Annotated in this window: 24 protein-coding genes; 15 read left to right on the forward strand and 9 right to left on the reverse strand. The window is 72.4% G+C overall.

The window, feature by feature from the left end; genetic code table 11:
* Window position 1: 1 nt before the first annotated feature.
* Genes ACIBNE_RS02065 through ACIBNE_RS02080 form a run of 4 tightly spaced genes read right to left on the reverse strand, consistent with a single transcriptional unit; the run spans window position 2 to window position 5,125 of the window.
* Window positions 2–2,026, reverse strand: coding sequence for a beta-galactosidase (locus ACIBNE_RS02065; protein WP_399268468.1), 2,025 nt, complete (start codon window positions 2,024–2,026; stop codon window positions 2–4).
* Window positions 2,023–2,841, reverse strand: a complete 819-nt coding sequence (locus tag ACIBNE_RS02070) for a carbohydrate ABC transporter permease (RefSeq protein WP_399268470.1) — start codon at window positions 2,839–2,841, stop codon at window positions 2,023–2,025. Before ACIBNE_RS02070 ends, ACIBNE_RS02065 begins: the two co-directional genes overlap by 4 nt.
* Entirely contained in the window at window positions 2,838–3,773 is a 936-nt protein-coding gene (locus ACIBNE_RS02075) for a carbohydrate ABC transporter permease (protein ID WP_399268472.1), read from the reverse strand. Before ACIBNE_RS02075 ends, ACIBNE_RS02070 begins: the two co-directional genes overlap by 4 nt.
* A 5-nt stretch (window positions 3,774–3,778) precedes the next feature.
* Window positions 3,779–5,125 carry an ABC transporter substrate-binding protein gene (locus tag ACIBNE_RS02080; protein ID WP_399268474.1) on the reverse strand — a complete coding sequence of 449 codons (1,347 nt, stop codon included), beginning with the start codon at window positions 5,123–5,125 and terminating at the stop codon, window positions 3,779–3,781.
* Between the two features lie 119 nt (window positions 5,126–5,244).
* On the opposite strand from ACIBNE_RS02080, the gene gcvPA reads away from it, so the two are divergent.
* The 5 genes from gcvPA (at window position 5,245) to ACIBNE_RS02105 (ending at window position 10,966) form a co-directional block, all read left to right on the forward strand.
* A complete protein-coding gene (gcvPA, locus tag ACIBNE_RS02085) occupies window positions 5,245–6,678 on the forward strand; it encodes an aminomethyl-transferring glycine dehydrogenase subunit GcvPA (RefSeq protein WP_399268476.1) in 1,434 nt (477 codons plus the stop codon).
* Window positions 6,675–8,282, forward strand: a complete 1,608-nt coding sequence (gcvPB, locus tag ACIBNE_RS02090) for an aminomethyl-transferring glycine dehydrogenase subunit GcvPB (RefSeq protein WP_399268478.1) — start codon at window positions 6,675–6,677, stop codon at window positions 8,280–8,282. The genes gcvPA and gcvPB overlap by 4 nt, the downstream gene beginning before the upstream one ends.
* Window positions 8,279–9,454, forward strand: coding sequence for an ATP-NAD kinase family protein (locus ACIBNE_RS02095; RefSeq protein ID WP_399268480.1), 1,176 nt, complete (start codon window positions 8,279–8,281; stop codon window positions 9,452–9,454). The genes gcvPB and ACIBNE_RS02095 overlap by 4 nt, the downstream gene beginning before the upstream one ends.
* A 46-nt stretch (window positions 9,455–9,500) precedes the next feature.
* The gene (locus ACIBNE_RS02100) at window positions 9,501–10,247 is read left to right on the forward strand and encodes an SDR family NAD(P)-dependent oxidoreductase (protein WP_399268482.1); all 747 of its coding nucleotides are present in this window, start codon (window positions 9,501–9,503) and stop codon (window positions 10,245–10,247) included.
* Between the two features lie 77 nt (window positions 10,248–10,324).
* Complete coding sequence (locus ACIBNE_RS02105; RefSeq protein ID WP_399268484.1) at window positions 10,325–10,966, forward strand: GntR family transcriptional regulator; 642 nt, start codon at window positions 10,325–10,327, stop codon at window positions 10,964–10,966.
* Window positions 10,967–10,985: 19 nt separating this feature from the next.
* Here ACIBNE_RS02105 and ACIBNE_RS02110 read toward each other — a convergent pair whose 3' ends face one another.
* From ACIBNE_RS02110 to ACIBNE_RS02120, 3 genes are all read right to left on the reverse strand, one after another.
* Window positions 10,986–11,516, reverse strand: a complete 531-nt coding sequence (locus tag ACIBNE_RS02110; protein ID WP_399268486.1) for a PadR family transcriptional regulator — start codon at window positions 11,514–11,516, stop codon at window positions 10,986–10,988.
* Window positions 11,517–11,566: 50 nt separating this feature from the next.
* On the reverse strand, window positions 11,567–13,594 hold the full coding sequence (locus ACIBNE_RS02115; protein ID WP_399268488.1) for an FAD-dependent oxidoreductase: 2,028 nt from the start codon (window positions 13,592–13,594) through the stop codon (window positions 11,567–11,569).
* Window positions 13,595–13,714: 120 nt separating this feature from the next.
* Entirely contained in the window at window positions 13,715–14,932 is a 1,218-nt protein-coding gene (locus ACIBNE_RS02120; RefSeq protein ID WP_399268490.1) for an Ig-like domain-containing protein, read from the reverse strand.
* 288 nt (window positions 14,933–15,220) lie between these two features.
* Between ACIBNE_RS02120 and ACIBNE_RS02125 the strand changes: the two genes are divergently transcribed.
* The gene (locus ACIBNE_RS02125; RefSeq protein WP_399268493.1) at window positions 15,221–15,976 is read left to right on the forward strand and encodes a glyoxalase superfamily protein; all 756 of its coding nucleotides are present in this window, start codon (window positions 15,221–15,223) and stop codon (window positions 15,974–15,976) included.
* Window positions 15,977–16,100: 124 nt separating this feature from the next.
* On the opposite strand, the gene ACIBNE_RS02130 is transcribed toward ACIBNE_RS02125, so the two are convergent.
* Window positions 16,101–17,489 carry a dipeptidase gene (locus ACIBNE_RS02130; RefSeq protein ID WP_399268495.1) on the reverse strand — a complete coding sequence of 463 codons (1,389 nt, stop codon included), beginning with the start codon at window positions 17,487–17,489 and terminating at the stop codon, window positions 16,101–16,103.
* A 139-nt stretch (window positions 17,490–17,628) separates the two neighbouring features.
* Between ACIBNE_RS02130 and ACIBNE_RS02135 the strand changes: the two genes are divergently transcribed.
* From ACIBNE_RS02135 to ACIBNE_RS02155, 5 genes are all read left to right on the forward strand, one after another.
* A complete protein-coding gene (locus tag ACIBNE_RS02135; protein WP_399268497.1) occupies window positions 17,629–17,772 on the forward strand; it encodes a hypothetical protein in 144 nt (47 codons plus the stop codon).
* Window positions 17,773–17,881: 109 nt separating this feature from the next.
* Window positions 17,882–18,418: a DoxX family membrane protein gene (locus ACIBNE_RS02140; protein WP_399268499.1), complete on the forward strand. Its 537-nt coding sequence runs from the start codon at window positions 17,882–17,884 to the stop codon at window positions 18,416–18,418.
* Between the two features lie 92 nt (window positions 18,419–18,510).
* Complete coding sequence (locus ACIBNE_RS02145; protein WP_399270017.1) at window positions 18,511–19,374, forward strand: ATP-binding cassette domain-containing protein; 864 nt, start codon at window positions 18,511–18,513, stop codon at window positions 19,372–19,374.
* Window positions 19,371–20,027 (forward strand): hypothetical protein, encoded by a 657-nt coding sequence (locus tag ACIBNE_RS02150; RefSeq protein ID WP_399268501.1) that lies wholly within the window; start codon window positions 19,371–19,373, stop codon window positions 20,025–20,027. The genes ACIBNE_RS02145 and ACIBNE_RS02150 overlap by 4 nt, the downstream gene beginning before the upstream one ends.
* Before the next feature lie 66 nt (window positions 20,028–20,093).
* On the forward strand, window positions 20,094–20,444 hold the full coding sequence (locus ACIBNE_RS02155; protein WP_399268503.1) for a PRC-barrel domain containing protein: 351 nt from the start codon (window positions 20,094–20,096) through the stop codon (window positions 20,442–20,444).
* Between the two features lie 181 nt (window positions 20,445–20,625).
* Here the strand turns inward: ACIBNE_RS02155 and ACIBNE_RS02160 are convergent, their stop codons facing one another.
* Window positions 20,626–21,450, reverse strand: coding sequence for a BTAD domain-containing putative transcriptional regulator (locus tag ACIBNE_RS02160; RefSeq protein ID WP_399268505.1), 825 nt, complete (start codon window positions 21,448–21,450; stop codon window positions 20,626–20,628).
* A gap of 536 nt (window positions 21,451–21,986) precedes the next feature.
* Between ACIBNE_RS02160 and ACIBNE_RS02165 the strand changes: the two genes are divergently transcribed.
* Genes ACIBNE_RS02165 through ACIBNE_RS02180 form a run of 4 tightly spaced genes read left to right on the forward strand, consistent with a single transcriptional unit; the run spans window position 21,987 to window position 26,090 of the window.
* Entirely contained in the window at window positions 21,987–22,568 is a 582-nt protein-coding gene (locus ACIBNE_RS02165; protein WP_399268507.1) for a DUF4255 domain-containing protein, read from the forward strand.
* Complete coding sequence (locus tag ACIBNE_RS02170; RefSeq protein ID WP_399268509.1) at window positions 22,565–23,299, forward strand: carboxypeptidase regulatory-like domain-containing protein; 735 nt, start codon at window positions 22,565–22,567, stop codon at window positions 23,297–23,299. Before ACIBNE_RS02165 ends, ACIBNE_RS02170 begins: the two co-directional genes overlap by 4 nt.
* Window positions 23,300–23,310: 11 nt before the next feature.
* On the forward strand, window positions 23,311–25,575 hold the full coding sequence (locus tag ACIBNE_RS02175; protein WP_399268511.1) for a phage tail sheath family protein: 2,265 nt from the start codon (window positions 23,311–23,313) through the stop codon (window positions 25,573–25,575).
* Window positions 25,576–25,634: 59 nt separating this feature from the next.
* On the forward strand, window positions 25,635–26,090 hold the full coding sequence (locus ACIBNE_RS02180; RefSeq protein WP_399268513.1) for a phage tail protein: 456 nt from the start codon (window positions 25,635–25,637) through the stop codon (window positions 26,088–26,090).

Genomic DNA, 26,090 nt, shown 5'->3' on the forward strand with positions numbered 1-26,090 from the left:
GTCACCTGTCGTTCTGTGGGAGGGGGTGGGTGGTGCGGATCACCGCGGCGCCCAGCGGTTCCAGGCGCAGGCGGCCGGAGACCGGGGAGCCGGTCAGCAGGTCGGTGCCGTCGGGGACGGGGGCGTCGGCGGGTCCGTCGGAGTGGTTGAGCAGGAAGAGGTAGGAGTGCGCGGGGTCCTGGCCGTTCCTGACGGTCGCGGCGACTCCCGCGGGCAGCCCCGGCACGACCGGTCCGGCCCCGGCTTCGGCCAGGACGCGGCCGAGCAGCGCGTCGGTGTGCGTGCCGTGCGGGCAGCTGACGTACCAGGCGGCGCCCGCGCCGTGGGCGTTGCGGGTGATCGCGGGGCGCCCCGCGAGGGGCCCCGAGCCGTACGCCGCCACGGTCTCGACGGTCCCGGTGTCCGCTTCGGGGCCCGCTTCGACCTCGATCCACTCGGTCCACAGGCTCGCCGCGCCCAGCTCGCCGACGGGCACCGACTCCCCGTCCGCGACCGGCCAGAATTCGTCCACGGCCACCCCGAGCAGCGGCCGCAGCGGTCCCGGCGCGCCCCCGTCGTGCAGGTGGTCGTGGCCGTCGACGACCCCGCTGAACCCGCCGCACACCAGGTGGCCGCCCCCGGCGACGTACGCGGTGAGGTTCTTGGCGTCCTCCTCGCGCAGCAGGTAGAGGCTGGGGGCGAGGACCGCGCGGTAGCCGTCGAGGTCGCCGCCTGGCCGTACGAAGTCGACCGTGACGCCGCGCTCGTACAGCGCGCGGTACCAGGGGCGCAGCAGCTCGGGCCAGCGCATCCGCTCGGAGGGGTGGTCGGTGCCCTCCAGGGCCCACCAGGACTCCCAGTCCAGGACGATCGCCACCCCGCCGCGCATCCGGCTGCCCGCCACCTCGGCGAGGCGGCCGAGCTCCGCGCCGAAGCGGACCGTTTCGCGCCAGCCGCGCGAGGCGGTGCCCCGGTGGGGGAGGAGCGCGCTGTGGAACTTCTCGGCGCCCGCGCGGGCCTGCCGCCACTGGAAGTACATGATCCCGTCGGCGCCGCGCGCGAGCGCCTGGAGCGACCAGAGGCGGCCGAGCCCCGGCTTCTTGGGGACGTTCACCGGGCGCCAGCTCACGGCCGACGGCGCCTGTTCGAGCAGCAGCCAGGGCCTGCCGCCCTTGAGGGAGCGCATCAGGTCGTAGTTCATGGCTGCCGTGACGTGCGAGAGGGGGTCGGCCGGGTCGGGGTAGGCGTCGTCGGAGACGACGTCCTCGTGCTCGGCCCAGCGCCAGTAGTCGAGGTCCTTCATCATCGACATGAAGTTGGTCGTCGCGGGCACCTCGGGGGTCACCTCGCGCAGCACCTCGCGCTCGGCGCGGTGCAGTTCGAGGAGCGCGTCGGAGCAGAAGCGGCGCCAGTCCAGCACCTGTGTGGGGTTGACCGGTCCCGGTGCGGTGCGGGGCGGCTCGATGTGGTCGAAGGAGCCGTAGTGCTGGGACCAGAAGGCGGTGCCCCAGGCGTGGTTGAGGGCCTCCAGGGTGCCGTACCGCTCGACGAGCCAGCGTCGGAAGTGGGCGGCCGAGCGGGCGCAGAAGCACTCGGTGACGTGGTCGCCGTACTCGTTGTGGATGTGCCACAGGGCGAGTGCCGGATGGTTTTTGTACCGCTCGGCCAGGGCCCTGACCAGGCGCAGCGCGGCCGTGCGGTACTCGGGCGACGAGGGGCAGTAGTGCTGGCGCGAGCCGAACTCCAGGCGCACGCCGTCGGCCGTGACCGGCAGGGACTCGGGGTGGGCCCGGACCAGCCAGGCGGGCGGGGACGCGGTGGCGGTCGCGAGGTCCACGGCGACGCCGTGGGTGTGCAGCAGGTCCAGGAGGCGGTCGAACCAGCCGAAGTCCCACTGGTCGGGGCCCGGTTGGAGTCTGGCCCAGGAGAACACGCCGACGGTGACCATGGTGACCCCGGCCTCGCGCATCAGCGCCGCGTCCTTCGCCCACACCTCCTCGGGCCACTGCTCGGGGTTGTAGTCGCCGCCGTAGTGGATGCGGTTCACTGCTTCACCGCCCCGCCGAGCAGCCCGGAGACGAACTGCCGCTGGAAGGCCAGGAAGACCACCATCAGGGGGAGCGTCGCGAGGAGCGATCCGAGCATCAGCCCGGAGTAGTCGACGCGGCTCAGCCCGGTGAGGGTGTTGAGCGCCACGGGCACGGTGTACTTCTCCTCGGTGTTGAGCATGAGCAGCGGCCAGATGAAGCTGTTCCACTGGCCCATGAAGGTGAAGATGACGAGCGCCCCGAGCTGCGGCCGCACGCAGGGCAGGACGATCCGGTAGAAGGTGCGCAGCTCGCCGGAGCCGTCGATGCGCGCCGACTCCAGGAGCTCGTCGGGGAAGTCCACGAAGCCCTGGCGCATCAGCAGGATGCCGAAGGAGCTGGCCAGGAAGGGCAGGATCACCGCCTGGTAGGTGTTGATCCAGCCGACGCTCGCCATCATCTGGAAGAGCGGCACCAGCAGCACCTGGAAGGGGATCATCATCGTCGCCAGGATGACGCCGAGCAGCAGCCCGCGCCCCCGGAAGCGGTACTTGGCGAGTCCGTAGCCGCACATCGCCGAGACGATCGAGGAGAGCGCGGTGTGCACGAGCGCCACGGCGAGGCTGTTGACCATGACCCGGCCGAAGCCGATGGTGTCCTGGAGCCTGGCGAGGTTGTCCAGCAGCTCGCCGCCCGGCAGGAACGGCGGCGGCGAGGTGAACAGCTCGGACGTGGAGTGCGTCGAGGCGATCGCCATCCAGAGGAAGGGGATCAGGCTGACCACGGCGCCGATCAGGAGCAGCAGCCTGACCGCGAGCGAAGTGAGGGTTCTCAACGTCGGCGCTCCCTGCCGAAGAGGAAGTACTGGGCGCAGGAGATCGCCGCGATGATCACGACGACGACCCAGGCGATGGCGGCCGCGTAGCCGAAGTCCAGTTGCTGGAAGCCGACCTTGTAGAGGTAGACGACCGGGGTGAGGGTGGCGTTGTCGGGGCCGCCCCTGGTGAGCACGTAGTTCTCGTCGAAGAGCTGGAGCGTGCCGATGGTGGAGGTGACCACGCAGAAGAGGATCACCGGGCGCAGCTGGGGCACGATCACCTTGCGGTACGTGGTGAAGGCGGACGCCCCGTCGATGGCGGCGGCCTCGTACTGCTCCTTGCCGATGGCCTGGAGCCCGGCGAGCAGGATCACCGCGTTGTAGCCGGTCCAGCGCCAGGTGAGCGAGGCGATCAGGGCGACGCGCGCCCAGGTGGGGTCGTTCAGCCAGTCGACGGTGTCGATGCCGACGGCCGCGAGCGCCTGGTTGGCGAGGCCGCCGTCCGTCTTCAGCAGCACCTGGAAGACGACCGCGTAGGCGACGAGCGTGGTGACGGCGGGCAGGAAGTAGATCGCCCGCCAGGTCGAACGGAAGCGCAGCCAGGACTGGTTGAGCAGTCCGGCGAGCAGCAGCGCCAGCGCGATCATGACGGGGACCTGGACGATCAGGATCAGCCCGGTGTTCAGCAGCGAGTCGGTGAACGCCGGGTCGTCGAGCATCCGGCGGTACTGGTCGAGGCCGACCCACTTCGTGGCGCCGTCCTGCTCGGTGGTGAAGCTCTGGATCAGGCTGGCGCCGAGCGGATACAGGAAGAAGAGTCCGAAGAGCGCGGCGGCGGGGCCGGCGAACATCCAGGGCAGCAGGGCGCGTCGGCGGCGCCCCGGCTTCCTGGGGGGTGCGGCGGGCGGTGCGGGCGGTGTCGCGCGGACCTCGGGGGCGTGGAGTGCCATGGGGTTCAGGCCACCCGCTCGCGTCCGGTGGCCGAGGAGATCTGCGCGGCGGCCGAGTCCAGCGCCTCGGCGGGGTCGGTGCCGCGCCGCAGCACGGAGGTGACGGCCGAGTTGATGACGTCAGTGGCCTTGGCGCCGTCGTCGGTGTACTCCACGGGCGGCACGGTCGCGGCGAGGTCGGCGAAGACCTTGAGGGCGGGCTGACCGCCGAAGTACTCCTGCGGGGCGCTGAAGTACGGGTCGTCGTAGGACGGCTGGTAGGCGGGGAAGAGCCCTTCCTTCTGGAGCATGGAGACCTGCCGCTCGGGGCTGGTCAGTACGTACTCCAGGAAGGCCCAGGCCAGTTCGGGGTTGCGGCTCTGGGCGGGGACGGCCAGGACGGAGCCGCCCTGGTTGGAGGTGCGCGCCCCGCCGGCGGTGAAGGCGGGCAGCGGCGCGACGCCGAACTTCCCGTTCAGTTCGGGCATTTCGGCGGTGAGCGTGCCGGTCCACCAGGCGGCGGTGGGCGTGGTGGTGGCCTTGCCCGCCTTGGTGGCGGTGACCAGGCCGTCCCAGCCCTTCTGGAAGTCGACGAGGTCCTTGTCGTACAGGGACTTGATGAGGGTGAGGGCGCGGACGGCCTCCGGGGTGGCGACCGCGACCTTCCCGCCCTTGAAGTAGTGCTGGCCCTGCTGCTGGAGCAGGACGGGGAAGAGGCTGTCGTCGGTGGTGTCCATGATCAGCATCTTGTGGCCGGTCTTCCGTTTGATCACCTCGCCGGCCGCGACGAAGTCGTCCCAGGTCTCGACGGAGGCGGGGTCGATGCCCGCCTGCCGGTAGTGGTCGCTGCGGTAGAAGAGCGCGCAGGGCCCGATGTCCCAGGGGACGGCCCTGATGGCGCCGTTCGCGTCGGTCACGGTGCGCCACGAGGCCCGGTCGAAGTCGGCGCCGTAGCGGGCGACGTAGGCGGTGAGGTCGTGGAAGCCGCGCGGGAAGTTGCCCGTGTAGGAGGCCACGCTCTGGCCCTCCACGGTGATGACGTCCGCGAGTCCCTGGTTGCCGCGCAGCCCGACCGTGATCTTGTCCTTGGCGTTGTCGTACCCGATGTCGACGACCTTCACCTTCGTGCCCGGGTGGCTCCTGGTGAAGTCGGCGGCCAGTCGCTTCAGCGCCTCGGCCGCGACGTCCCAGGACCAGACGGATATGGACCCTTCGACCGGGCCCCGCTTTCCGTCGCCGTCCTTGCCGAGGCCGGTGCTTCCGCCTCCGGCGCCGTTCCCGGCGCCTCCCATGGCGCAGCCGCCGAGCGCGGCGGCGGATCCGGCCGCCAGCCCCGCCGACAGAACTGCCCTTCTCGTACGTGCGGTTGACACCCTTGCCTCCTGACGCCCGAATGCCTAATGCTGTATACAGAACACTGAATGACGCGCTCAGTCGTCAAGAGGTGTACGCAAACTTGCTGCGAAAGCCCAGCACACGCGGAAGGCGCCCCATGGACCCCCAGGCACCCCAGGACCACCCCGCCCCGGACACTCCCGCTCCGGCGGACCCCGCCCGCGGCGGGACCGCCCACCCCTACATTCCCAACTCCGCGCCCGCTGTGCGCCGCTCGATGCTGGCGGCCGTCGGCGCCCGGAGCGTCGAGGACTTCTACGCCGACATCCCGGCCGGCCTCCGACTCGACAGGCCGCTCGACCTGCCCGCCCCCATGCGTTCGGAAGCCGAACTCACCCGGCACATGGAGGGCATGCTCGCCCGCAACTCCTCAACGCGCCAGATGCTCAGCTTCCTCGGCGCGGGCTGCTACCCCCACCACGTCCCGGCCGTCGTGGACGAGGTCGTCAACCGCAGCGAGTTCCTCACCGCCTACGCCGGAGAGCCCTACGAGGACCACGGCCGCTTCCAGGCCCTGTGGGAGTACCAGTCCCTGATGGCCGAACTCCTCGACGTCGACGTCGTCAACGTCCCGGTCTACGACGGCTTCCAGGCCGCGGGCACCGCCCTGCGCATGGCCGGCCGCGCCACGGGCCGCACCCGGCTGCTGATCGCCACGCCCGTCGACCCGGACAAGCTCTCCAAGATCGAGGACTACGTCCGCCCCGACCACCCCGTCACCGTCGTCCCGCACGACCCCGCCACCGGCCGCGCCGACCTCGACGCCGTGCGCGCCGCGCTCGCCGACGGCGACGTGGCGGCCGTGTACGCCGAGTCGCCCTCGTACCTCGGCATCGTCGACGAGCAGCTGCCCGACCTCGCCGCACTCGCCCACGGGGCGGGCGCGCTGTACGTCGTCGGCTGCAACCCCCTGACGCTCGGCGTCGTCGCCCCGCCCTCCTCCTACGGCGCCGACATCACCTGCGGCGACATCCAGCCGCTCGGCATCCACATGAGCTACGGCGGCGGCAACGCCGGGTTCATCGCGACGCGCGACGAGGAGCGGCTGGTCGCCGAGTACCCCTCGCGGCTCTTCGGCATCGTGCCCACCGACGTCGAGGGCGAGTACGGCTTCGGCGACGTCGCCTACGACCGGACCTCCTTCGCACAGCGCGAGGAGGGCAAGGAATGGGTCGGCACCGCCGCCGCCCTCCACGGCATCGGCGCGGGCGTCTACCTCTCCCTGATGGGCCCGCACGGCATGCGCGACATCGGCGCCACGATCCTCGCCAACACCGCCTACGCCAAACAGCGCCTCGCCCAAGTGCCCGGCATCGAGGTGCCGTACGCCGACGCCGCGCACTTCGCGGACTTCACCCTCCGCTTCACCGGGCGGCGCACCGCCGCCGGGACCGGCGCCGAACTGGTCGCGCGCGGCATCCACGGCGGAGTGCCGACCGGCGAGCGCGAAGCCCTGTACTGCGTCACCGAAATCCACACCAAGGCCGACATCGACCGGCTCGCCGCCGCCCTTGAGGAGATCGCCAAGTGAGCGCCCACCAGCCCGCGCGCCCCGTCGCCCCCGAAGAGGCGCGCATCGCGGCCAAGCCCGCCCTGCGCCGCTTCCACCAGGCCAGCTGGGACGAGAAACTGATCTTCGAGCTCGGTGCGGAGGGCGAGCGCGGCATCCTCGTCCCCGCCCCCGACCCCGAGGTCACCGCCGCCGTCGGCGACGGCGCCGACCTGGTCCCCGCCGCCCTGCGCCGCACCGCCCCGCCCGCCCTGCCCCAGCTCGGCCAGCAGCAGGTGCTCCGCCACTACCTGCGCCTCTCGCAGGAGAACCTGGGCGCCGACCTCAACGTCGACGTCGGCCAGGGCACCTGCACCATGAAGTACAGCCCCAAGGTCAACGACACCTTCGTCCGCGACCCGCGCGTCGCCGCGCTCCACCCCCGCCAGGACGAGTCCACCGCACAGGGCGTCCTGGAGATCATCCACCGCCTCGAAGGACTCCTCAAGGAGATCTCCGGCATGGACCGGGTCTCCCTCCAGCCCGGCGCCGGATCCGCCGCGATCTACACCAACGTCGCCATGATCCGCGCCTACTTCGCCGACCGCGGCGAGCTGGAGCAGCGCGACGAGATCATCACCACCCTCTTCTCGCACCCCTCCAACGCCGCCTGCGCCAAGACCGCGGGATTCAAGGTCATCACGCTCCACCCGGACGCCGACGGCTACCCCGACATCGACGCCCTGAAGGCCGCCGTCGGCCCGCGCACCGCCGCCCTCCTCATCACCAACCCCGAGGACACCGGCATCTACAACCCGCGCATCGAGGAGTTCGTGCGGATCGTCCACGAGGCGGGCGGCCTCTGCGCGTACGACCAGGCCAACGCCAACGGCATCCTCGGCATCACCCGCGCCCGCGAAGCGGGCTTCGACCTCTGCCACTTCAACCTGCACAAGACGTTCTCCACCCCGCACGCCTGCGGCGGACCCGCCGCCGGAGCCTGCGGCGTCACCGAGGCGCTGGCACCCTACCTCCCCCGTCCCACCGTCGAGTACGACGCCGAGGACGACCGCTACTGGATCGACGACGACCGGCCCCGCTCGGTCGGCAAGATGCGCCCCTTCTACGGCGTCGTGCCGAACCTCGTCCGCGCCTACGCGTGGATCATGTCCATGGGCGCCGAAGGCCTGCGCGAGACCGCCGAGACCGCCGTCCTGAACAACAACTACCTGCTGCACAAGGTCCGGCAGATCAAGGGCGTCTCCGTGCCGTACGCCGAGGGCCGCCAGCGCGTCGAGCAGGTCCGCTACAGCTGGGAGGAGCTGCACGCCGACACCGGCATCCACAGCGAGCAGATCGGCATCCGCGCCGCCGACTTCGGCACGCACTACTGGACCAGCCACCACCCCTACGTGGTCCCCGAGCCGATGACCCTGGAGCCCACCGAGTCCTACTCCCGCGCCGACCTCGACGAGTACGCCGCGATCCTCGAAGAGGTCGCGCGCGAGGCGTACGAGGACCCGGAGACCGTACGCACCGCGCCGCACCGCTCCACCGTGCACCGCATCCGCCCCGAGGCGCTGGACGACCCCGAGGTGTGGGCGGTCACCTGGCGCGCCTACCGCCGCAAGGTGCTCGGCGAGTGACAGGGCCCGTCGGCGCGCACGCCCCGGGCCGCCCCGCCCGGATCGGCCTCGTGGTCAACCCGGTCGCCGGACTCGGCGGCCCGGTCGGCCTCGGCGGCAGCGACGGTACGGAGCGCCAGCGCCGCGCCCGCGCACTGGGCGCCGTCGCCAGGGCGGGGGAGCGGGCGACGACCGCGCTGGCCGAACTGGCCGCGCGCGGGGTGCGCCCCGAGGTGCTGACCGGGGCGGGCGCGATGGGGGAGCGCTCGGCGCTCGCGGCCGGACTCGGCACGCGGTCGGTGTACGGAGCCGAGGGGGACACCACTCCCGAGGACACCGTCGCCACCGTCCGCGCCCTGGCCGCCCGCGGCGTGGACCTGCTCCTCTTCGCGGGCGGCGACGGCACCGCCAGGGACGTGCTCGCGGGCCTGGACGGCGCCCCGTGCCCGGTCCTCGGCGTCCCCACCGGCGTCAAGATGCACTCCGCGGTCTTCGCCGTGAACCCCCGCGCCGCGGGCGAGGTCGCCGCCGCGTGGCTCGGGGGCGCCGGGCGGCGCGCCCGGCTGCGCGAGGCCGAGGTGATGGACCGCGACGAGGCCGAGCTGCGGGCGGGCCGGCTGCGCTCGCGGCTCTACGGCTGGCTCGCCGTGCCGGACGTCCCCGTCCGCGTACAGCAGCGCAAGACCGGCTCTACCGCGCAGGCCCCCGAGGCCGTCGGCGGCATCGCGGCCGAGGTCGCGGCGCGCATCGGGGAGCGGGGACGGCTCGTCGTCGGGCCGGGCACCACGACCCGCGCGGTGGCGGCGGCCCTCGGCGCGGACGTCCCGCTCGCGGGCGTCAACGTCCTCGACGTACGCGGAGGTTCGGCCCGGCCGTACGCCACGGACGTCGCCGAGTCGGACCTCGCGTGCCTGGCCGGGGAGCCGGGAGCGCCGCTGTGGCTGGCCGTCTCGCCCATCGGCGGCCAGGGGTTCCTGCTGGGCCGGGGCAACCAGCAGATCTCGCCCAGGGTCCTGCGCGCCACGGGCCGCGAGCGGTTCCTCGTCCTCAGCACCGAGGCGAAGCTCGCCGCGCTCGGCGGCCGGCCCCTGCTGGTGGACACGGGCGACGAGGCGCTGGACGCCGAACTCGCCGGCCACACCCGCGTGATCACGGGCCGCTCGCGCAGCGCGGTCTACCGGGTCGCACACTGACGAGCACGTTCCAGAGAAGAAAACAGAACTAGAAGGAGCACCACGCATGATCAGCCTCGAAGGCAAGCGCGCGATCGTCACCGGCGGCGGAGCGGGCATCGGCCGGGCGACCGCCACCGTCCTCGCCGAGCTGGGCGCCCGCGTCGTCGTCGCCGACATCGACACCGAGGGCGGCGAGCGGACCGCCAAGGACACCGGCTCCCTCTTCGTGCGCTGCGACGTCTCGCGCCGCGAGGACTGCGAGCGCACCGTCGCCACCGCCCAGGAGGAGTTCGGCGGCGTCGACATCCTCTTCAACAACGCGGGCGTCATCCGCCGCTCCACCGTCTGCGAGATCACCGAGGACGACTGGGACCTCGTGATGGCCGTCAACATCAAGTCCGTGATGCTGATGTCCCGGCTGGTGATACCCGGCATGGTCGCCGCGGGCGGCGGCTCCATCATCAACACCGGCTCCGGCTGGGGCATTCAGGGCGGCGGCCGGGCCGTCTCGTACTGCGCCTCCAAGGGCGCCGTGGTGAACATGACCCGCGCGATGGCCATCGACCACGGCCCCGACGGCATCCGCGTCAACTGCGTGTGCCCCGGCGACACCGCGACCGGCATGCTCGCCGATGAGGCCCGCCAGCTCGGCGAGAGCGCGGCGGCCTTCTACGAGGAGGCCGCGGACCGGCCGCTCGGCCGGATCGGGCAGCCCAGGGACATCGCGCAGACCGTCGCGTTCCTCGCGTCGGACGCCGCCGCGTTCATCAGCGGCGCGGTGATCCCCGTCGACGGGGCCGGGACCGCGTAACGCGCCGCGCCCCGCGTGGTCCGGGCGATGGCGCCCGTACCCGATAATTGGCCGACCGAGGGGAAGGGCTGCCATCCATGCCAATCGAGAACCGTCCGCTGCGCGAACAGGTCAAGGAGGAGCTGCTGAAGCGCCTCGGGCGCGGCACGATTCCGACCGGTGAAGCGATCAACGAGGGGAAGCTCGCGACCGAGCTGGGCGTGAGCCGCACCCCGCTGCGCGAGGCGCTGATCTCCCTCGAACGCGAGGGCATCATCACCAGCGAGCGCGGCAAGGGCTTCCGGTTCACCCCGATGAGCGCCCGGGAGTTCCGCGACCTCACCACGATCGTCGCCACCCTCGAATCGCTGGCCCTGGAGACCAGCGACCCGGCCCATCTGGCGGAGATGGCGCCGCGCCTGCTCGAAGAGGCGCGCGCCTTCTCCGTGGAGCAGGCCCCGCACGACGTCATAGAGCGCTACGACGACGCCTGGCACGACCTGCTGCTCTCGGGCTGCCCCAACGACCGGCTGCTCGACCTGCTCGCCTCGCTCAAGCTGACGATGCACCGCTACGAACGGCTCGCGCTCGGCGACCAGGACGTCCTGGAGCGCTCGGCCGAGGAGCACGAGCGCATCGCGGAGTGCCTGCTGCGCCGGGACGTCGAGGGCGCGGCGCGGGCGCTGCGGGAGAACTGGAACAGCGGGATGGACCGGATCCTGGAGCGACTGAAGGACTGAAGGACTGACGGGCCCGGCCTCAGCCCTCCAGCTCCGCCAGGGCCCGGCGCAGCCAGCCCGTCCGGAACGTCTCCAGGTCGATCCCGCCGCGCAGCACCAGGTGGCGCAGCCGGTCGTCGGGCGCGTCGCGGTCCGGCGGGAAGTCCTTCTCCTCGATCGCCAGGTACTGCGCCAACTGCGCCTCGTGCAGCGCCAGATGGCGGCGCAGTTCCCCGGCCAGGCCCGCCGTGCCGACCACGGCGGCCGCCCGCATCCGCAGCAGCAGCGGATCGCGCGGCGGCCGCGGGTCCTCGGGGAGCGCCACCCACGCGGCCAGTGCCGCGCGGCCCTCGGGCAGCACCTCGTACTCCTTCTTCTGGCCGCGCACGGGCTGCTCCGGGACCAGCGCCCTGATCAGCCCCGCCTCCTCCAGCTTGCCCAGCTCGCGGTAGATCTGTTGGTGCGTCGCCGACCAGAAGTACCCGATCGACTTGTCGAAGCGGCGGGTCAGTTCGAGGCCGGACGACGGCTTCTCCAGCAGGGCGGTCAGGATGGCGTACGGGAGGGACATGGCCGCATCCTAAGCACGCCCCGGCGGCGCGCCGTGTCCCCGGGCGCGCCTCACAGTTTGGCGGCCAGCTCCGTGCCCTGGAGGATCGCGCGCTTGGCGTCCAGCTCGGCCGCGACGTCCGCGCCGCCGATCACGTGCGCGGCGCGGCCCTCGGCGCGCAGCTCCTCGTACAGGTCGCGGCGCGGTTCCTGGCCCGAGCAGAGGACGACCGTGTCGACGGGGAGGACCTGGCTCTCGCCGTCGACCGTGATGTGCAGCCCCGCGTCGTCGATCCGGTCGTAGGTCACGCCCGCGACCATCGTCACGCCCCGGTGCTTCAGCTCGGTGCGGTGGATCCATCCCGTGGTCTTGCCGAGCCCCGCGCCGACCTTGGTGGTCTTGCGCTGGAGGAGGTGCACGGAGCGGGGCGCGGGGGAGCGGCGGGGCGTCGTGAGGCCGCCGCGCGTCGCGTAGGAGGTGTCGACGCCCCACTGGCGGAAGTACACCTCGGGGTCCCGGCTCGCCCGCTCGCCCTCGTCGGTGAGGAACTCCGCCACGTCGAAGCCGATGCCGCCCGCGCCGATCACCGCGACGCGTTCGCCGACCTCGGCGCCGTCGCGCAGCACGTCCAGGTAGCCGACCACGCTCGGGTGGTCGACGCCCGGGATGTCCGGGGTGCGCGGGGTGACTCCGGTGGCGAGCACCACCTCGTCGTACTCCGCGAGCGCGGCGGCGCTCACCGGGGTGGAGAGCCGCACGTCCACGCCCTCTTCGGCGAGGCGCACGCCGAAGTAGCGGACCGTCTCGTCGAACTCCTCCTTGCCGGGGATCCTGCGCGCCACGTTCAGCTGGCCGCCGATCGCGGCCGCCGCGTCGAACAGCGTCACCGCGTGGCCGCGCTCGGCCGCCGTCACCGCGCAGGCGAGCCCGGCGGGTCCCGCGCCGACCACCGCGACGCGCTTGCGCAGCCGGGTCGGCGAGAGCACCAGCTCGGTCTCGTGGCAGGCGCGCGGGTTGACCAGGCACGAGGTGATCCTGCCGCTGAAGGTGTGGTCGAGGCAGGCCTGGTTGCAGCCGATGCAGGTGTTGATCGCCTCGGGCCTGCCCTCGCGGGCCTTCGCGACGAAGGCCGGGTCGGCGAGGAAGGGCCGGGCCATGGAGACCATGTCCGCGTGGCCGCCGGCCAGCAACTCCTCGGCCTTGTCGGGGGTGTTGACGCGGTTGCTGGTGATCAGCGGCACGCCGACCGCGCCCATCAGCCGCTTGGTGACCCAGGCGAAGGCGCCGCGCGGCACCGAGGTCGCGATGGTGGGGATGCGCGCCTCGTGCCAGCCGATGCCGGTGTTGATGAGCGTCGCGCCCGCCGCCTCGACCGCCCTGGCGAGCGTGACGACCTCCTCCAGGGTGGAGCCGCCGGGCACCAGGTCCAGCATCGAGAGCCGGTAGATCAGGATGAAGTCCTCGCCGACCCGCTCGCGCGTGCGCCGCACGATCTCCACGGGGAAGCGCATCCGGTTCTCGTACGAGCCGCCCCAGCGGTCCTCGCGGCGGTTGGTCTGCGCCGCGATGAACTCGTTGATCAGATAGCCCTCGGAGCCCATGATCTCGACGCCGTCGTACCCGGCGGCCTTCGCCAGCTCGGCGGTGCGCACGAAGTCCTCGACGGTCCTCTCGACCTGCTCGTCGGTCAGCTCGTTCGGTACGAAGGGGCTGATCGGGGCCTGGAGCGGGCTCGGCGCGACCAGCTCGGGGTGGTAGGCGTACCGCCCGAAGTGCAGGATCTGGAGCGCGATGCGCCCGCCCGCCGCGTGCACCGTTTCGGTGACCTGCCGGTGCTGCGCGGCCTCCGCCTCGGTGGTGAGCTTGGCGCCGCCGGGGTAGGGGCGGCCCTCGTCGTTGGGCGCGATGCCGCCGGTCACCATGAGGCCGACGCCGCCGCGCGCCCGCTCCGCGTAGAAGGCGGCCATGCGCTCGAAACCGCGCTCCGCCTCCTCCAGGCCGATGTGCATGGAGCCCATCAGGACGCGGTTGGGCAGCGTGGTGAACCCGAGGTCCAGCGGGCTCAGCAGGTGGGGGTACGGGCTGGGGCTGGCGCTCATGCGGGATCTCCACGGGCCTGGTCGGGAGGAGGTTACCCGCCAGTTGTAAACCACTCGGGCCGCTTATGCAACAAGTTGCATAAGCGGCCCGAGCGGCGTGGGGACCGGATCCGGTCGCGGCTACTTCTGCCACTCGCTCCAGGACATGTTCCAGCCGTTGAGCCCGTTGTCCGGCGCGATGGTCTTGTCCGGGGAGCCCTTCACGACCACCACGTCGCCGATCATCGACTTCTCGAAGAGCCACTTGCCCGGGGTGTCGCCCCCGCCGCCGCGCTGGTCCCGCAGGCCCACGCAGCCGTGGCTGGTGCCGGTCCGCCCGAAGATCGACGGGTCGCCGTACCAGTAGTTGCCGTGGATGAAGGTGCCGGAGGTGGAGAGCCGCATGGCGTGCGGCACGTCCGCGATGTCGTACTCGCCGCCGAAGCCGACGGTCGAGCCGTTCATCCGGGTCTGCTCGAACTTCTCCGAGATCACCATCTGCCCGTTGTACGTCGGGTGCTGCGCGCTGCCCGTCGAGACCGGCAGCGACTTGATCGTCCTGCCGTCCCGCACCACCGTCATCGTCTGGGTGGTCACGTCCACGGTCGAGACCTGGGAGCGCCCGATGGTGAAGGTCACGTTCTTCTTCTGGACGCCGTAGACACCCTTGGAGGCCTCCACGCCGTCCAGGTCTATCTTCATCGTGACCTTGGACCCGGCCTTCCAGTAGTCCTGGGGCCGGAAGTCGAGGCGCTGGTTGCCGAACCAGTGGCCGACGACCTGCTGGCCGCTGCTGGAGCTGACCGTGATGCGCGACTTGACCTTGGCGCGGTCGGTGATCGGCTTGTCGAAGGTGAAGCTGACCGGCATGCCGACGCCGACGGTGCTGCCGTCGTCCGGGGTGTACGTGCCGATGAAGCTGTTGGCGGTGGTGACCGTGGTGAACGCGGCGTTCTCGGTCGCCTTGTGGCCCTCCGCGTCCTGGGCGTTCGCCACGAGCCGGTACTGCGTCCCGCGCTCCAGCCGGTCGCCCGGCGTCCAGCTCTTCTTGTCGGCGGAGAGCGTGCCCTCGACCTTCTTGCCGCCCTGCGCCGCGGTGAGCGTCACGTCCGTGAGGGTGCCGTTCGCCACGGTCACCCTGGTGCCGTTGATGCTGGCGTTGACCGCGCCGTCCTTCACCGAGACGGTGATGTCGGGGGCGGAGGCCTTGGCGGGCTTGTCGTCGCCCTTCCCCTCGCCCTTGGCGTCGCCGCCGCAGGCGGTGAGCGTCATCGCGCCGCCCACGAGCGCGGCGACGACCGCGAGACCGTGCCGCCGGGCGCGGCGGGCGGGGCGGGGTGCGATGTCAGGCGACTTCACGGCGGGGCTCCATGGGTGTGCGGGCTCGGGCTGCGGGTTCGAGAGGTGTGCGCGCTGTGCTCAGTGCTGATAGGGAGCGGGTACGGCCCGGGATAGTTGCCGAAGGCTCCTGTGATACGCGTCACTCTGGGTGTACGGGGCGTTCCGCACGGCTTCCGGAGGCGCGGCCGGGTGCGCCCGGGACGTGCTCGGGGTGCGCTCGGGATGCGTTCATGTGCGCGAAATTCCGGGGCGGTCTAGCCTGCCGGGGCCGGTGTCCGACCAATGGCGAACATGGGGGCAACGCACGTGCCGAACCGACCTGAACCCGCACCCTCCGCACCCTCCGCACCCGGGGCGACCGGGGTGGGCGGTGCCGTCAGGAGCAACGAGACCACCGTCCCGATCCTGCCCTGCGTCTCGCCCGAAGAGACGCTCGACTTCTACCGCGCGCTCGGCTTCGAGGTCACCTACGAGATGCGCAAGCCGTACGTCTACCTCGTGGTGGAGTGGAGCGGCTTCGCGCTGCACTTCAGCGGGGTCGGCGTCGACCCGGCCGCCGGGGGCGGCGGCTGCTGTCTGGTGGCGGTGGACGCCGTCGCGCCGTACCACGCCGCGTTCGTCGCCGCGATGCGCCGTGCGTACGGAAAGGTACTGGCCTCGGGGCAGCCCAGGATCACCCGCTACCGCGCGGGCGCGAGCCGCTTCACACTGGTCGACCCGTCGGGCAACAGCCTCATCTTCGTCGAGCGCGACGAGCCGATGGAGCTGGAGTACGGCGGGTCCAAGGAACTGCCGCCGCTGGCACGGGCGCTGGACAGCGCCCGCATCTACCGCGAGTTCAAGGACGACGACCGCGCGGCGCTGCGCGTACTGACCTCCGCACTGCGCAGGCACGCGGGGGACGCGCCCCTCGTCGACCGCGCGCTGGCGGTCGCGGAGTCGGCGGACCTGGCGGCCGTGCTGGGGGAGGAGGAGCGGGCCGCGGGGCTCCGGGAGGAGTTGCGCGAGCTGCTGCCCCGGCTCACGGAGGAGGAGCGGAGGCGGGTGGAAAAGGCGTCCTGAGGGGCGGCCCGCCCCGGGGGCCCGGTACCCGGGGGTTCCCGTCCCCCGGGGGCCCGGTACCCGGGGCGGGCCGCTTCCCGGGGCGGGCCCCTTTCGCCTGCGGCGGGCCACACCCCGCCCCTTCCTAACGGGGCGCCCCACCCCCGTACCCCCGGAGGAACAGGGCCTCCGCGAGGGCCATGCGTTCGATCTCGCCCGGGGCCACGCTCTCGTTCGGTGCGTGGATCAGGCACCCGGGCTCCTCCACCCCGATCAGTGCGATCTCCGCCTCGGGGAACTGCCTCGCCAGTACGTTGCACAGCGGGATCGAACCGCCCTGTCCCGACTGGACCATCTCCTCCCCGTACGCCTCGCGCATCGCCGCGCCCAGCGCCCGGTACGCGGGGCCGCCGGTCTCCGCGCGGAACGGCTGCCCCGTTCCCTCCGGCTCCACCGTCACCCGCGCGCCCCACGGCGCCGCCGACTCCAGGTGAGCGGTCAGGGCGCGCAGCGCCGCGTCCGCGTCCGTTCCCGGCGGTACCCGCAGATTGATCCGCGCCCGTACCTTCGCCTGGATCGCCGCCGCCGAACCCACCACGGGCGGCGCGTCGATCCCCAGCACCGTCACGGCGGGCCGCGCCCACAGCGCGTCCGCCACGGAGGCGTCGCCCATCAGCCCGACTCCGTCGAGCACGCCCGCGTCCGCCCTGAACCGCTCGGCGGGGTAGGCGACCCCGGGCCAGGTCGCGTCGCCCGTCAGGCCCGCGACCGCCGTGTCGCCCGCCTCGTCGCGCAGGCTGTCCAGGATCCGTACGAGCGCCGCGAGCGCGTCAGGGGCGGGTCCGCCGAACATCCCCGAATGCACCTCGCCGCGCAGGGTCTCCACCGTCACGACCACGTTCGCGAGCCCGCGCAGCGAGGTCGTCGCGGTCGGCAGCCCGAGCGCGAAGTTGCCGGTGTCGCAGATCAACAGCGCATCGGCGGCGAACAACTCCGGCCGCAGCGGCACGAGTCGGTCGAGGCCGCCCGTGCCCTGCTCCTCCGAGCCCTCCGCGACGAACTTCAGGTTCACCGGGAACCCGCCGTCCGTGGCCCGCAGCGCCCGCAGCGCGGTCAGGTGCATCACGATGTTGCCCTTGCAGTCCGCCGCGCCCCGCCCGTACCACCGCCCGTCGCGCTCGGTCAGCTCGAACGGCGGCGTGCGCCACGCCGCGTCGTCCAGCGGCGGCTGCACGTCGTAGTGGCAGTAGAGCAGCACGGTCGGCGCACCCGGCGGCCCGTCCGCGCGGCCGACCACCGCGTCGGTGCCGTCCGGGGTGGTCACCCGGCGCACGTCGCCCAGCCCCGCGTCGGTGAACGCCCCGACCAGGAAGTCGGCGGCCCTGGCGCACTCCTCGGGCGGGAACTGGCGGGGGTCGGCCACCGAGCGCATCGCCACCAGCTCGGCGAGGTCGTCCCTGGCCCGCCCCATCAGCCCGTGGACCGCGTCCCGCAGCTCCGTGTCCGGCAGCCCTGCGTTCGCCGCCATCGTCATCAGCCCTCCTCGCCCCGCCCGGCGCGGGCCTCCAGCGAAACACCGGGCCCCGGCACCCGCCCCGCCGCGTACGCCGTCCGGGGGACCCGGCGACCCCGCCGCGGGGACCCTGCCGACGAGCGCCGACGAGGGGCGGGCGGTGTGCGCGGTGCTCCAGGACGCGGCGCTCCAGGACACGGTGCTCGGCCCGGTCCGCGACGGTGACGGCGACCCAGGTTGGCCCGGCTGGCCCGGCTACGACAGCGCCGCGAGGCGCGGGAGGGCGATCACCCGTACGGCGTAGCAGCGCGGCGCCCGGGAGCGGGTGGCGCCCGATGGTGGAGGAGTACCCCCGTACGTACTCCGTCGCACTTCGCGGTGCCCGTACTCAGCCCGCACCCCCGGGAGCCCCCATGGCCGCCACCGCCCGTTCCGCCCGCCGTGACCTCGGCCTGCTCGCCCTGCGCGCGGGCACCGGCGCGGTGCTCGTCGCGCACGGCACGCAGAAGCTCTTCGGCTGGTTCGGCGGAGGCGGCATCGAGGGGACCGCGCGGGGGATGGAGGCCATGGGCTTCACGCCTGGCCGGCAGAGCGCGCTCGCGGCGGGGCTCGGCGAGGCGGGCGGCGGCGCGCTGCTCGCCCTCGGCCTCGCCACCCCCGCGGCGGGCGCGGCGGCGGCCGGTGCGATGGCCGGGGCGGTCGCGGTGCACGCGCCCGCCGGGTTCTTCGCCCAGTCCGGCGGCTACGAGTACCCCGCGTTCCTCGGCTTCACGGCCGCCGCGATCGGCCTCGCGGGCGCGGGCCGCTACTCGCTCGACCACGCCACGTGCCACCGCCTCGACCGCCCCTGGATGGTCGCGGCGGCGTTCCTCGGCAGCGCGGCGGCCGCATCGGCCGTGGTGGGCAGGCGGAACAGGGGGCGGGCCGGGGCGGACGACGCGGCACAGTGAAGCGGCGGCCGGGTGCACCTCCGGGGCGGCGGGCGCGCGGCGTACCGTAGGGCGCTGAACTGCCGTGTCTTCAGGGGTGGGTGGGAACCGTGCTGCGGCTGCAAGGGGTGTCCAAGCGTTACGGACGGGGCAGTTGGGTCCTGCGGGACGTCGCCGCCGACGTCCCCGAGGGCGCCGTCGTCGCCTTCAGGGGCGGCAACGGCTCGGGCAAGTCGACGCTGCTGCGCATGATCGCCGGGCTGTCCCGGCCCACGCACGGCACGGTCACCGGCAGACCCGACGTGGTGGGGTACGTCCCCGACCGCTTCGCGCCCGCCGAGCGGATGTCGGCGGGCGCCTACCTCACCCACCTCGGCCGCATCAGGGGCCTCGGCACGCGCGAGGCGTCCGGCAGGGCGCGCGGGCTGCTGGAGCGGCTCGCGCTCGTCGGCGGCGCGGACGCCGAACTGCGCACGCTCTCCAAGGGGAACGCCCAGAAGGTGGCGCTGGCCCAGGCGCTGCTGGTGGCGCCTGGGCTGCTGGTGCTGGACGAGCCGTGGTCGGGCCTCGACGCGTCGGCGCACGGGGTGCTCGCGGAGATCGTGGCCGAAGTGGCGCGGGCGGGCGGCGCCGTGGTGTTCACCGACCACGGGGAGGCGGCGTGTGAGGCCCGCGCCTCGCACTCCTACGCGGTGCGGGACGGCCGGGTGACGCCAACGGCCGTCACGGCGAAGGCCGTTGCCGCCGCCGTCACCGCCGTGACGCTGGAGGCCCCGCGCTCGGGACCGGCCCCGCGCGCGGTGGACTGGGGCGCCGCCCCCGGAGCGCTGAGCGTGACGGTCCGCGAGAGCGGCGCCGTGGTGGAGGTGGCGGTGGAACGCGCGCGGACCGAGGAACTGCTGCTCGACGCGGTGCGCGCGGGCTGGTCGGTCGCGGACGTGACGCGTAGGTCCAACAGCCCCGGGAGCAGCGGGTGACCGCCCTCGTCAGGTACTACTTCGCGACCGTCCTGCACACCCAGCGCCACCTCGCGCCGCTGCTGCTCTTCGCCGCGCTGCTCGCGGTGCTGACCGTCAACGGCAGCGGCCCGATCCCGCCCGCGTACGCCTCGTCGGCGGGCGCCCTCTTCCCCGCGGCGACCTGGCTTACCGTCGTGCTCGCGGGCACCGACGACGCACCGCAGCGCGCCGTCGTCCGCGTCAGCGCGGGCGGTTGGGCCAAGGTGCTGGCCGGTACCGTCCTCACCGCGCTGCTCTGCTGCCTCGTCCTGCTGTGCGTCGGCCTGGTCCTGCCGCTGTGGACGGGCACGTACGAGGTGGGCGGCGCCGCCCTGCTGCTGGGCGTCGAGGCGCAGCTCACCACCGCCCTCACCGGCATCGCGATCGGACTGCCCTGCTCCCGGCTGCTGTTCGGGCGGCAGGGGTACGCGCTGGTGGCGGCGCTCGCGCTGGTGATGGCGGGGCTGTTCGTCAAGGGCCTGCCGCCGGTCAACCGGCTGCTGCGGCTGATGGCCACTCAGGACGATCCCGCCCGGCTCGTCGGACCCGCCGCGGGGATGCTCGCATCCGCCGCGCTGCTGCTGGCGTTCTCGGCGGCCCTGACGCACTTCCTCGCCGTGCGCGGGGATTGAGGGCGGGTTCCGGTTTCGGGGCGGGGGTGCGCGGTACCCGGCCGTCCCGACGAAGGGATTCATCCCATGATGGAGAACATGTGGGCCTATCCGGAGGCCGCTTCCTATCAGACCGGCACGGATCTGACCGGATACAAGGTCGAGGCGTCCGACGGCAGCATCGGCAAGGTCGACAAGTACTCCGATGCTGTGAGCGCGTCGTACCTCGTCGTCGACATCGGCGTGTGGATCTTCGGCAAGCACGTCCTGCTCCCCGCGGGGCTCGTCACGCGCATCGACCCGGTGGAGCGGCGCATCTACGTCTCCTGCACGAAGCAGCGGGTCAAGGACGCCCCGGAGTTCGACAAGGAGAAGCACATCGGGGACCCGGCCTACCACGAGCGGCTGGGCGGTTACTACGGTCGGCCGACCGGCTGAGCCGACCGACCGAGCCGTACGCGCGCAGGTGCCCGGCCGTCGGAGGACGGCCGGGCACCCGCGCGCCGCGAGGCGTGAGCGCGCGGGTGCCGGTGCGGCGGCAGGCGCGGAATTCGGCCATGTCCCGGTGCGGTACGGGCCCCGGGGGCCGGGCCTCGGTTCCGGTTCTCCGGTTCCCCGGTCAGGCCTCGACGGGGGAGACGCGGGGCTGCGGCTGGGGCGGGACCTGCGGCCGCGGCTGGGGCCCCGGCTGGGCCTGGGATCCCGGCTGCGCCTGGGACCGCGGCTGGGGCTGCGGGCGCGGCCTGCCCGCGGGCTCGTGGTGGTGGCCGCTTCGGGAGTGGTGGTCGTTGTAGGGCGGCAGGAGGGCTTTCAGGGAGGGCGAGGGTTCCAGGCCCAATTCCTCTCGCAGGACACGTCGGCATTGTTCGTACTGGCGCAGCGCGGCGGCTCTGTTGCCGGCGGCCAAATGCGCTCTCACCAGTACGCGATGGGCGCTTTCCCGCAAGGGCTCGGCGCGTACGACGGCGATTCCGGCGGCGACGGCCTCACCGTGCCGCCGGGCCGCCGAGAGGCGTTCGGTCATGGCTTCCAGTGCGTAGAGCCGGAGTTGGTGATATTGCTCCTGCTCTATCAGCATCCAATCGTTCTCCGACCATTCCGGCAGAAGGTCGGCGGACAGGTTGGCGAGCGTGCGGGTGGTGAGGATGTCGTCGCACGGCCTGGCGTTGTCGAGCAGTCGGTGCGCGTTCGCCACCGCCTCGTGCAGATCCACCGAAATGTGCTCGGAAATGGCGAGCTCCTGGGCGGATGCGACGATCACCCCGTGGCCGGTTTGCGTCGCACGCCACAACGACGAGCGCAGGTTCGCGTGGGCGCGTGCCGCCGTGACGTCGGGCCAGAGGACGCCTGCCACGTAGGTGCGGGACCGCGGCATGTCCTGAAGGGCCAGGAACGCCAGCAGCCGCTGGGTGCTTGAGCAGACGGGAACGCGTACGCGATTCACCGAGAGCGTGAAACCTTTGAGTAGCCGCAGGGAAATGGAGTGTGATTGTCCGTTCATCGGCGCCCCCGGACGATGTCGGCTTCGTTGATCTTCGAATTCTTCGATCTTCGAGTGGTCGGCGATCTTCGAATGGTCTCTGCGTGTGCGAGGTGCGGTTCACAAGATCCTCGAAGCCATGTTACGAGCATGTCATGATCGCACGGTTGACTCTTAGCTCGAAAGACGTCCGATAAGCATCACCGAAACGTCTCCCGGGCGTCACGCCATTTGCCCGTCCGGCGTGTCGTGCGGCGCGCGCACCCCGTCTGATAACGGTGTCCACCCCGCGAAATGCATCGATGCATGAACGTTTTCCCGGCCGACGTCACCCAGGCGTTATCGAACCGTGCCCCGTGAGGCGCCCGCCGACGGCGTGGACGGGCACGTGACGCTGGTGTGACGGGAGAGTCGCGGCCGGGAAACACGGTGTTCTGCATCCTTCCCACGTACTCGGCAGTACGTCGTCAACGGGGCGCCGGGTCGAGGGGAGGCTCTGCATGGGTGACTTCGGTGTGATCGCCGACGTGTCGACGGTCATCGTGGACTCCCTCACCCGCGCCCTGCGCGAACTGGGCCAGGACGACCCGCCGATCGCGGAACTGAACGACCTCTCCGAGACCGTGCAGACGCCGCCGCCCAAACTCACCGTGTTCCTCTACGAGATAGCCGAGGACCCGACCTCGCGCAACCGGCCCCCGGTGCGCTCCCGGCCGCCCGACCCGCCGACCACCAGCAAGCCGCCGATGGCGCTGCTGCTGCGGTACCTGATCACCCCCTGGGGCGGCGACCAGCTCACCCAGCACCGCATGCTCGGCCGCGCGCTGCAGACCTTCTACGACGACGCGATCCTCGACGGCGTCCAACTCTCCGGCAGCCTCGCGGCCAGCGCCGACTCGCTGCACGTGACGCTGACGCCGCTCACCCTCGACCAGAAGTCCTGGGTCTGGTACGCGATCCAGAAGCCCTACCGGCTCTCCCTCAACTACGAGGTGCGCGTCGTCGACCTGGACTCGGCGCTCGCCGTTCCGGTCCGCCCGGTGCGCGGCCGGATCATCGACGGGGGGACGATGACGCCGTGAACGCCTTCGTGCCCCTCGCGCGCTCCACCCTCTACAGCCCCGTCTGGCTGGTGCCCTTCGACGACCACGCGCGGCGCGTGCGCTCCGCGGGCGTGGACGTCGCCCTCGACCGCCACCAGGAGGGCGAGGGCTGGCTGCCGCAGGACGTCAGGGCGGTGCGCACCCCCAGCGGCGCCATCGCCTTCCCCGGACTCGGCCGGCGCGCCGAGCCCTGGAACGCACGGCCCGAACTGCACCGCGCCAGGTTCGCCGCGCGGGGCCTCCTGCCGCTCTACCCGGCCGACGGCGAGCCGTACGCCGCCGACCTGCTCGGCGTGGAGTTCCTGGTCCACCCGTACGACGACGGCCACCCGCCGACCGTGACCGTCGAACCCCGGCTGGTCAGGCTCCTGCCGAGCACGGCCTTCCCCTACGCGCCCGGCACGCGCACCGTCGTCGGCAAGGTGGTCGACGCGACGAGGCCGGGCCGGCCGCCCGTCGCGAACGCGCTCGTGGAGGCCGTGGGCAGCACCAGCAGGGACCTGGCCGACTGGCACGAGCGCACCCTCACCGACGCGCGGGGCGCCTTCCGGCTCTCCCTGCGCTGGGAGGGCGAGAAGGCGACGGAGGACGCCGCCGACGAGACGTTCCGGCTCATGGCCACCGAACGACCGGGCCGGACAGGGGCGTTGGTCGTGAAGCTGCCCGAGGACGCCGGTCTTCAGCACGTCATCGAGATCCGTGAGCAGTGAGGAGCCCATCCATGGCCGAGTATCTGAGCCCCGGCGTCTACATCGAGGAGATCGACGCGGGGCCGCGGCCGATCGCGGGAGTGAGCACGAGCACGGCGGGCATGGTCGGGGTCACCGCGCGCGGCCCGTACACCGGCAAGCCCAAACTGGTCACGAACTTCCTGGAGTTCCAGAACACCTTCGGCGGCTTCCTGCCCGAGCCCGACGCGGGCCTCAGGGACACCTGGGCGGGCGACCCGGCCGAGGGCGGCCGCTGGTGGCTGTTCCCGCTGGCGGTCAAGGGCTTCTTCGACAACGGAGGCCAGCGGCTGTACGTCAAGCGCGTCGCCAGCGCCACCGCCCGGCCCGCCGCGGGCACGCTGGGCCGCGGCCTGGTCAGCCCGGTCGCCGCCGACGCGGCGCGCGGCGCCAAGAACCTCCAGCTCGGCCATCTCATCGGCTTCTCGGGAGTGGGCCAGCAGATCCAGGTGCTGCGCGGCGACGACCAGCGGACGATCCACACCGCGACCGTCACCGCGTACGACACGACTGCGCGCCGCGTCACCCTCGACCCGCCGCTCTCCGCCGAGGTTCGCACGGCCCGCGGCGACCACGTCCAGGTCGGCGACCGCTCCGCCGAGCAGACGCTGAAGTTCTCCGCGGTGAGCCCCGGCTCCTGGGGCGACGGCGTGCAGGTGCGGATCCAGCCGATGGTCGGCGCCGCGCTGCCCGTCCTGCCCGAGCCGCAGGAGGGCGCGCTGTTCATTACGCAACTCGTCGCGGACGCCGAGGCGGACAGCGAGAGCGTCGAGGTCGCGGCGCGGCCCGGACTCGACCCGGACGACCTGCCCGCCGACGTGTGGGCGCAGATCGGCGCCGCCCGGTTCAAGGTCACGGTCGGTCAACCCGCCGACGGCAAGGTCATGTTGACCTTCGCCGCGGGCGCCGCGCACCCCGCCTGGGAGACCGGGCTGCTGGTGCGGCGCGTGCGCAGGGGCAACACCGCCCAGGGCGCGAAGCTGCGGATCGGCGGCGCGAGCAGGCTGTACGCGGGCGCGGTCGTCCAGTTCGACAACGGCACCAACCTCACCCCGGGCAGTGTGACGGGCGTCGCCGACGACCTGGTGACCTTCGCCGACGACGTACCCGGCACGTTCTTCGAGACCGACCGGATCCACCTGATCGAGGCCCAGGTCAGCACCCGCTTCACGGGGGCGGGCGGCGGGACCGTCACCGAGACGATCCCCAACCTGCGGCTCGCCGGCGAAGGCCCGGCCAACGTCGCCACCGCCCTGGAGAGCCGCTCCCAGCTCGTACGGGCCCTGCCGCTGGGCGGGTTGTCCACCGACCCCACTCGGTTCCCCGTGCCCGCCACCGGCTCCTGGCTCACCCTGGAGAACGGCGACGACGCGTACGAGGGCCTGAGCGTCGGCGACTTCGTCGGCACCGACGGCGGCAGCGGCCGGCGCACCGGCATCGTCGCCCTGGAGGACATCGACGAGATCGCGGTCTGCGCGGCCCCCGGCATGTGGTCGGGCACCGTCGAGTCCGCCCTGGTCACCCACTGCGAACTGCTCAAGGACCGGTTCGCCCTCCTCGACCCGCGGGACGGCCTCGACATCGAGGGCGTCCAGGCGTTCCGCGAGTCCTTCGACACCAAGTACGCGGCCCTGTACTACCCCTGGCTCGTCACCCGCGACCCCTCGACGGGCCGCGACGTCGAAGTGCCGCCCTCGGGCCACATGGCCGGCATCTACGCCCGCGTCGACGTGGAGCGCGGCGTCCACAAGGCCCCCGCCAACGTCGTCGTGCGCGGCATCAGGCAGACCGACGGCTTCGCCCAGGACGTCACCAAGCGCCACCAGGACCTGCTGAACCCCAAGGGCATCAACGCCCTGCGGTTCTTCCCCGGACTCGGCCACCGCGTGTGGGGCGCGCGCACCCTGTCCTCCGACAGCTCCTGGAAGTACGTCAACGTCCGCAGGCTCTTCCTCTTCCTGGAGGAGTCCATCGACGAGGGCACCCAGTGGGTGGTCTTCGAACCCAACGACGAGGCGCTGTGGGCCCTCGTCCGCCAGACGATCACCAACTTCCTCACCACGGTCTGGCGCAGCGGCGCGCTCGCGGGCACCACCGCCGACGAGGCGTTCTTCGTGGCCTGCGACCGCACCACGATGACCGAGGACGACCTCGCCAACGGGCGCCTGGTCTGCGTCATCGGGGTGGCGCCGGTCTTCCCCGCCGAGTTCGTGATCTTCCGGATCCAGCAGAAGACCCGTGAGACCCAGCTCGCCTGACCACCCGCCAGCGGGACCGTCCGGGGAACCGACGCCCGAGGAACCGAGAAGAGGCCACCATGCCACCCGTGACCAGGGAAGATCCCTACGCCGGATACAACTTCCAGATCATCGTGACCAACGTCAGCGACGACGGCGTCGCGGTGAGCGGGTCCTTCACCGAGGCCAGCGGCCTGGAGCTGGAGATCCCGCCCATCGAGTACCGCACCGGCAGCGAGGACATCACCGTCCGCAAGATCCCGGGCCTGAAGAAGTACACCAACCTCACCTTCAAGCGCGGCATCACCGGACACGTCGGCTTCTGGAACTGGGTCGTCGAAGCGCTCAACGGCAAGGTCCGGCGCACCTCGGGGACGATCGTGCTGCTCGACGAGAACCGGCAGGAAGCCATGCGGTGGAACTTCGACCGCGCCTGGCCCACCAAGTACACCGGCCCGACGCTGAGCGCCACCAAGAACGAGATCGCCATGGAAACCCTCGTGCTCGCCGTCGAGAAGCTGGAGATCGACGTCTGA

It is taken from the genome of Streptomyces sp. NPDC050504 (assembly GCF_044458065.1).
Lineage (GTDB): Bacteria > Actinomycetota > Actinomycetes > Streptomycetales > Streptomycetaceae > Streptomyces.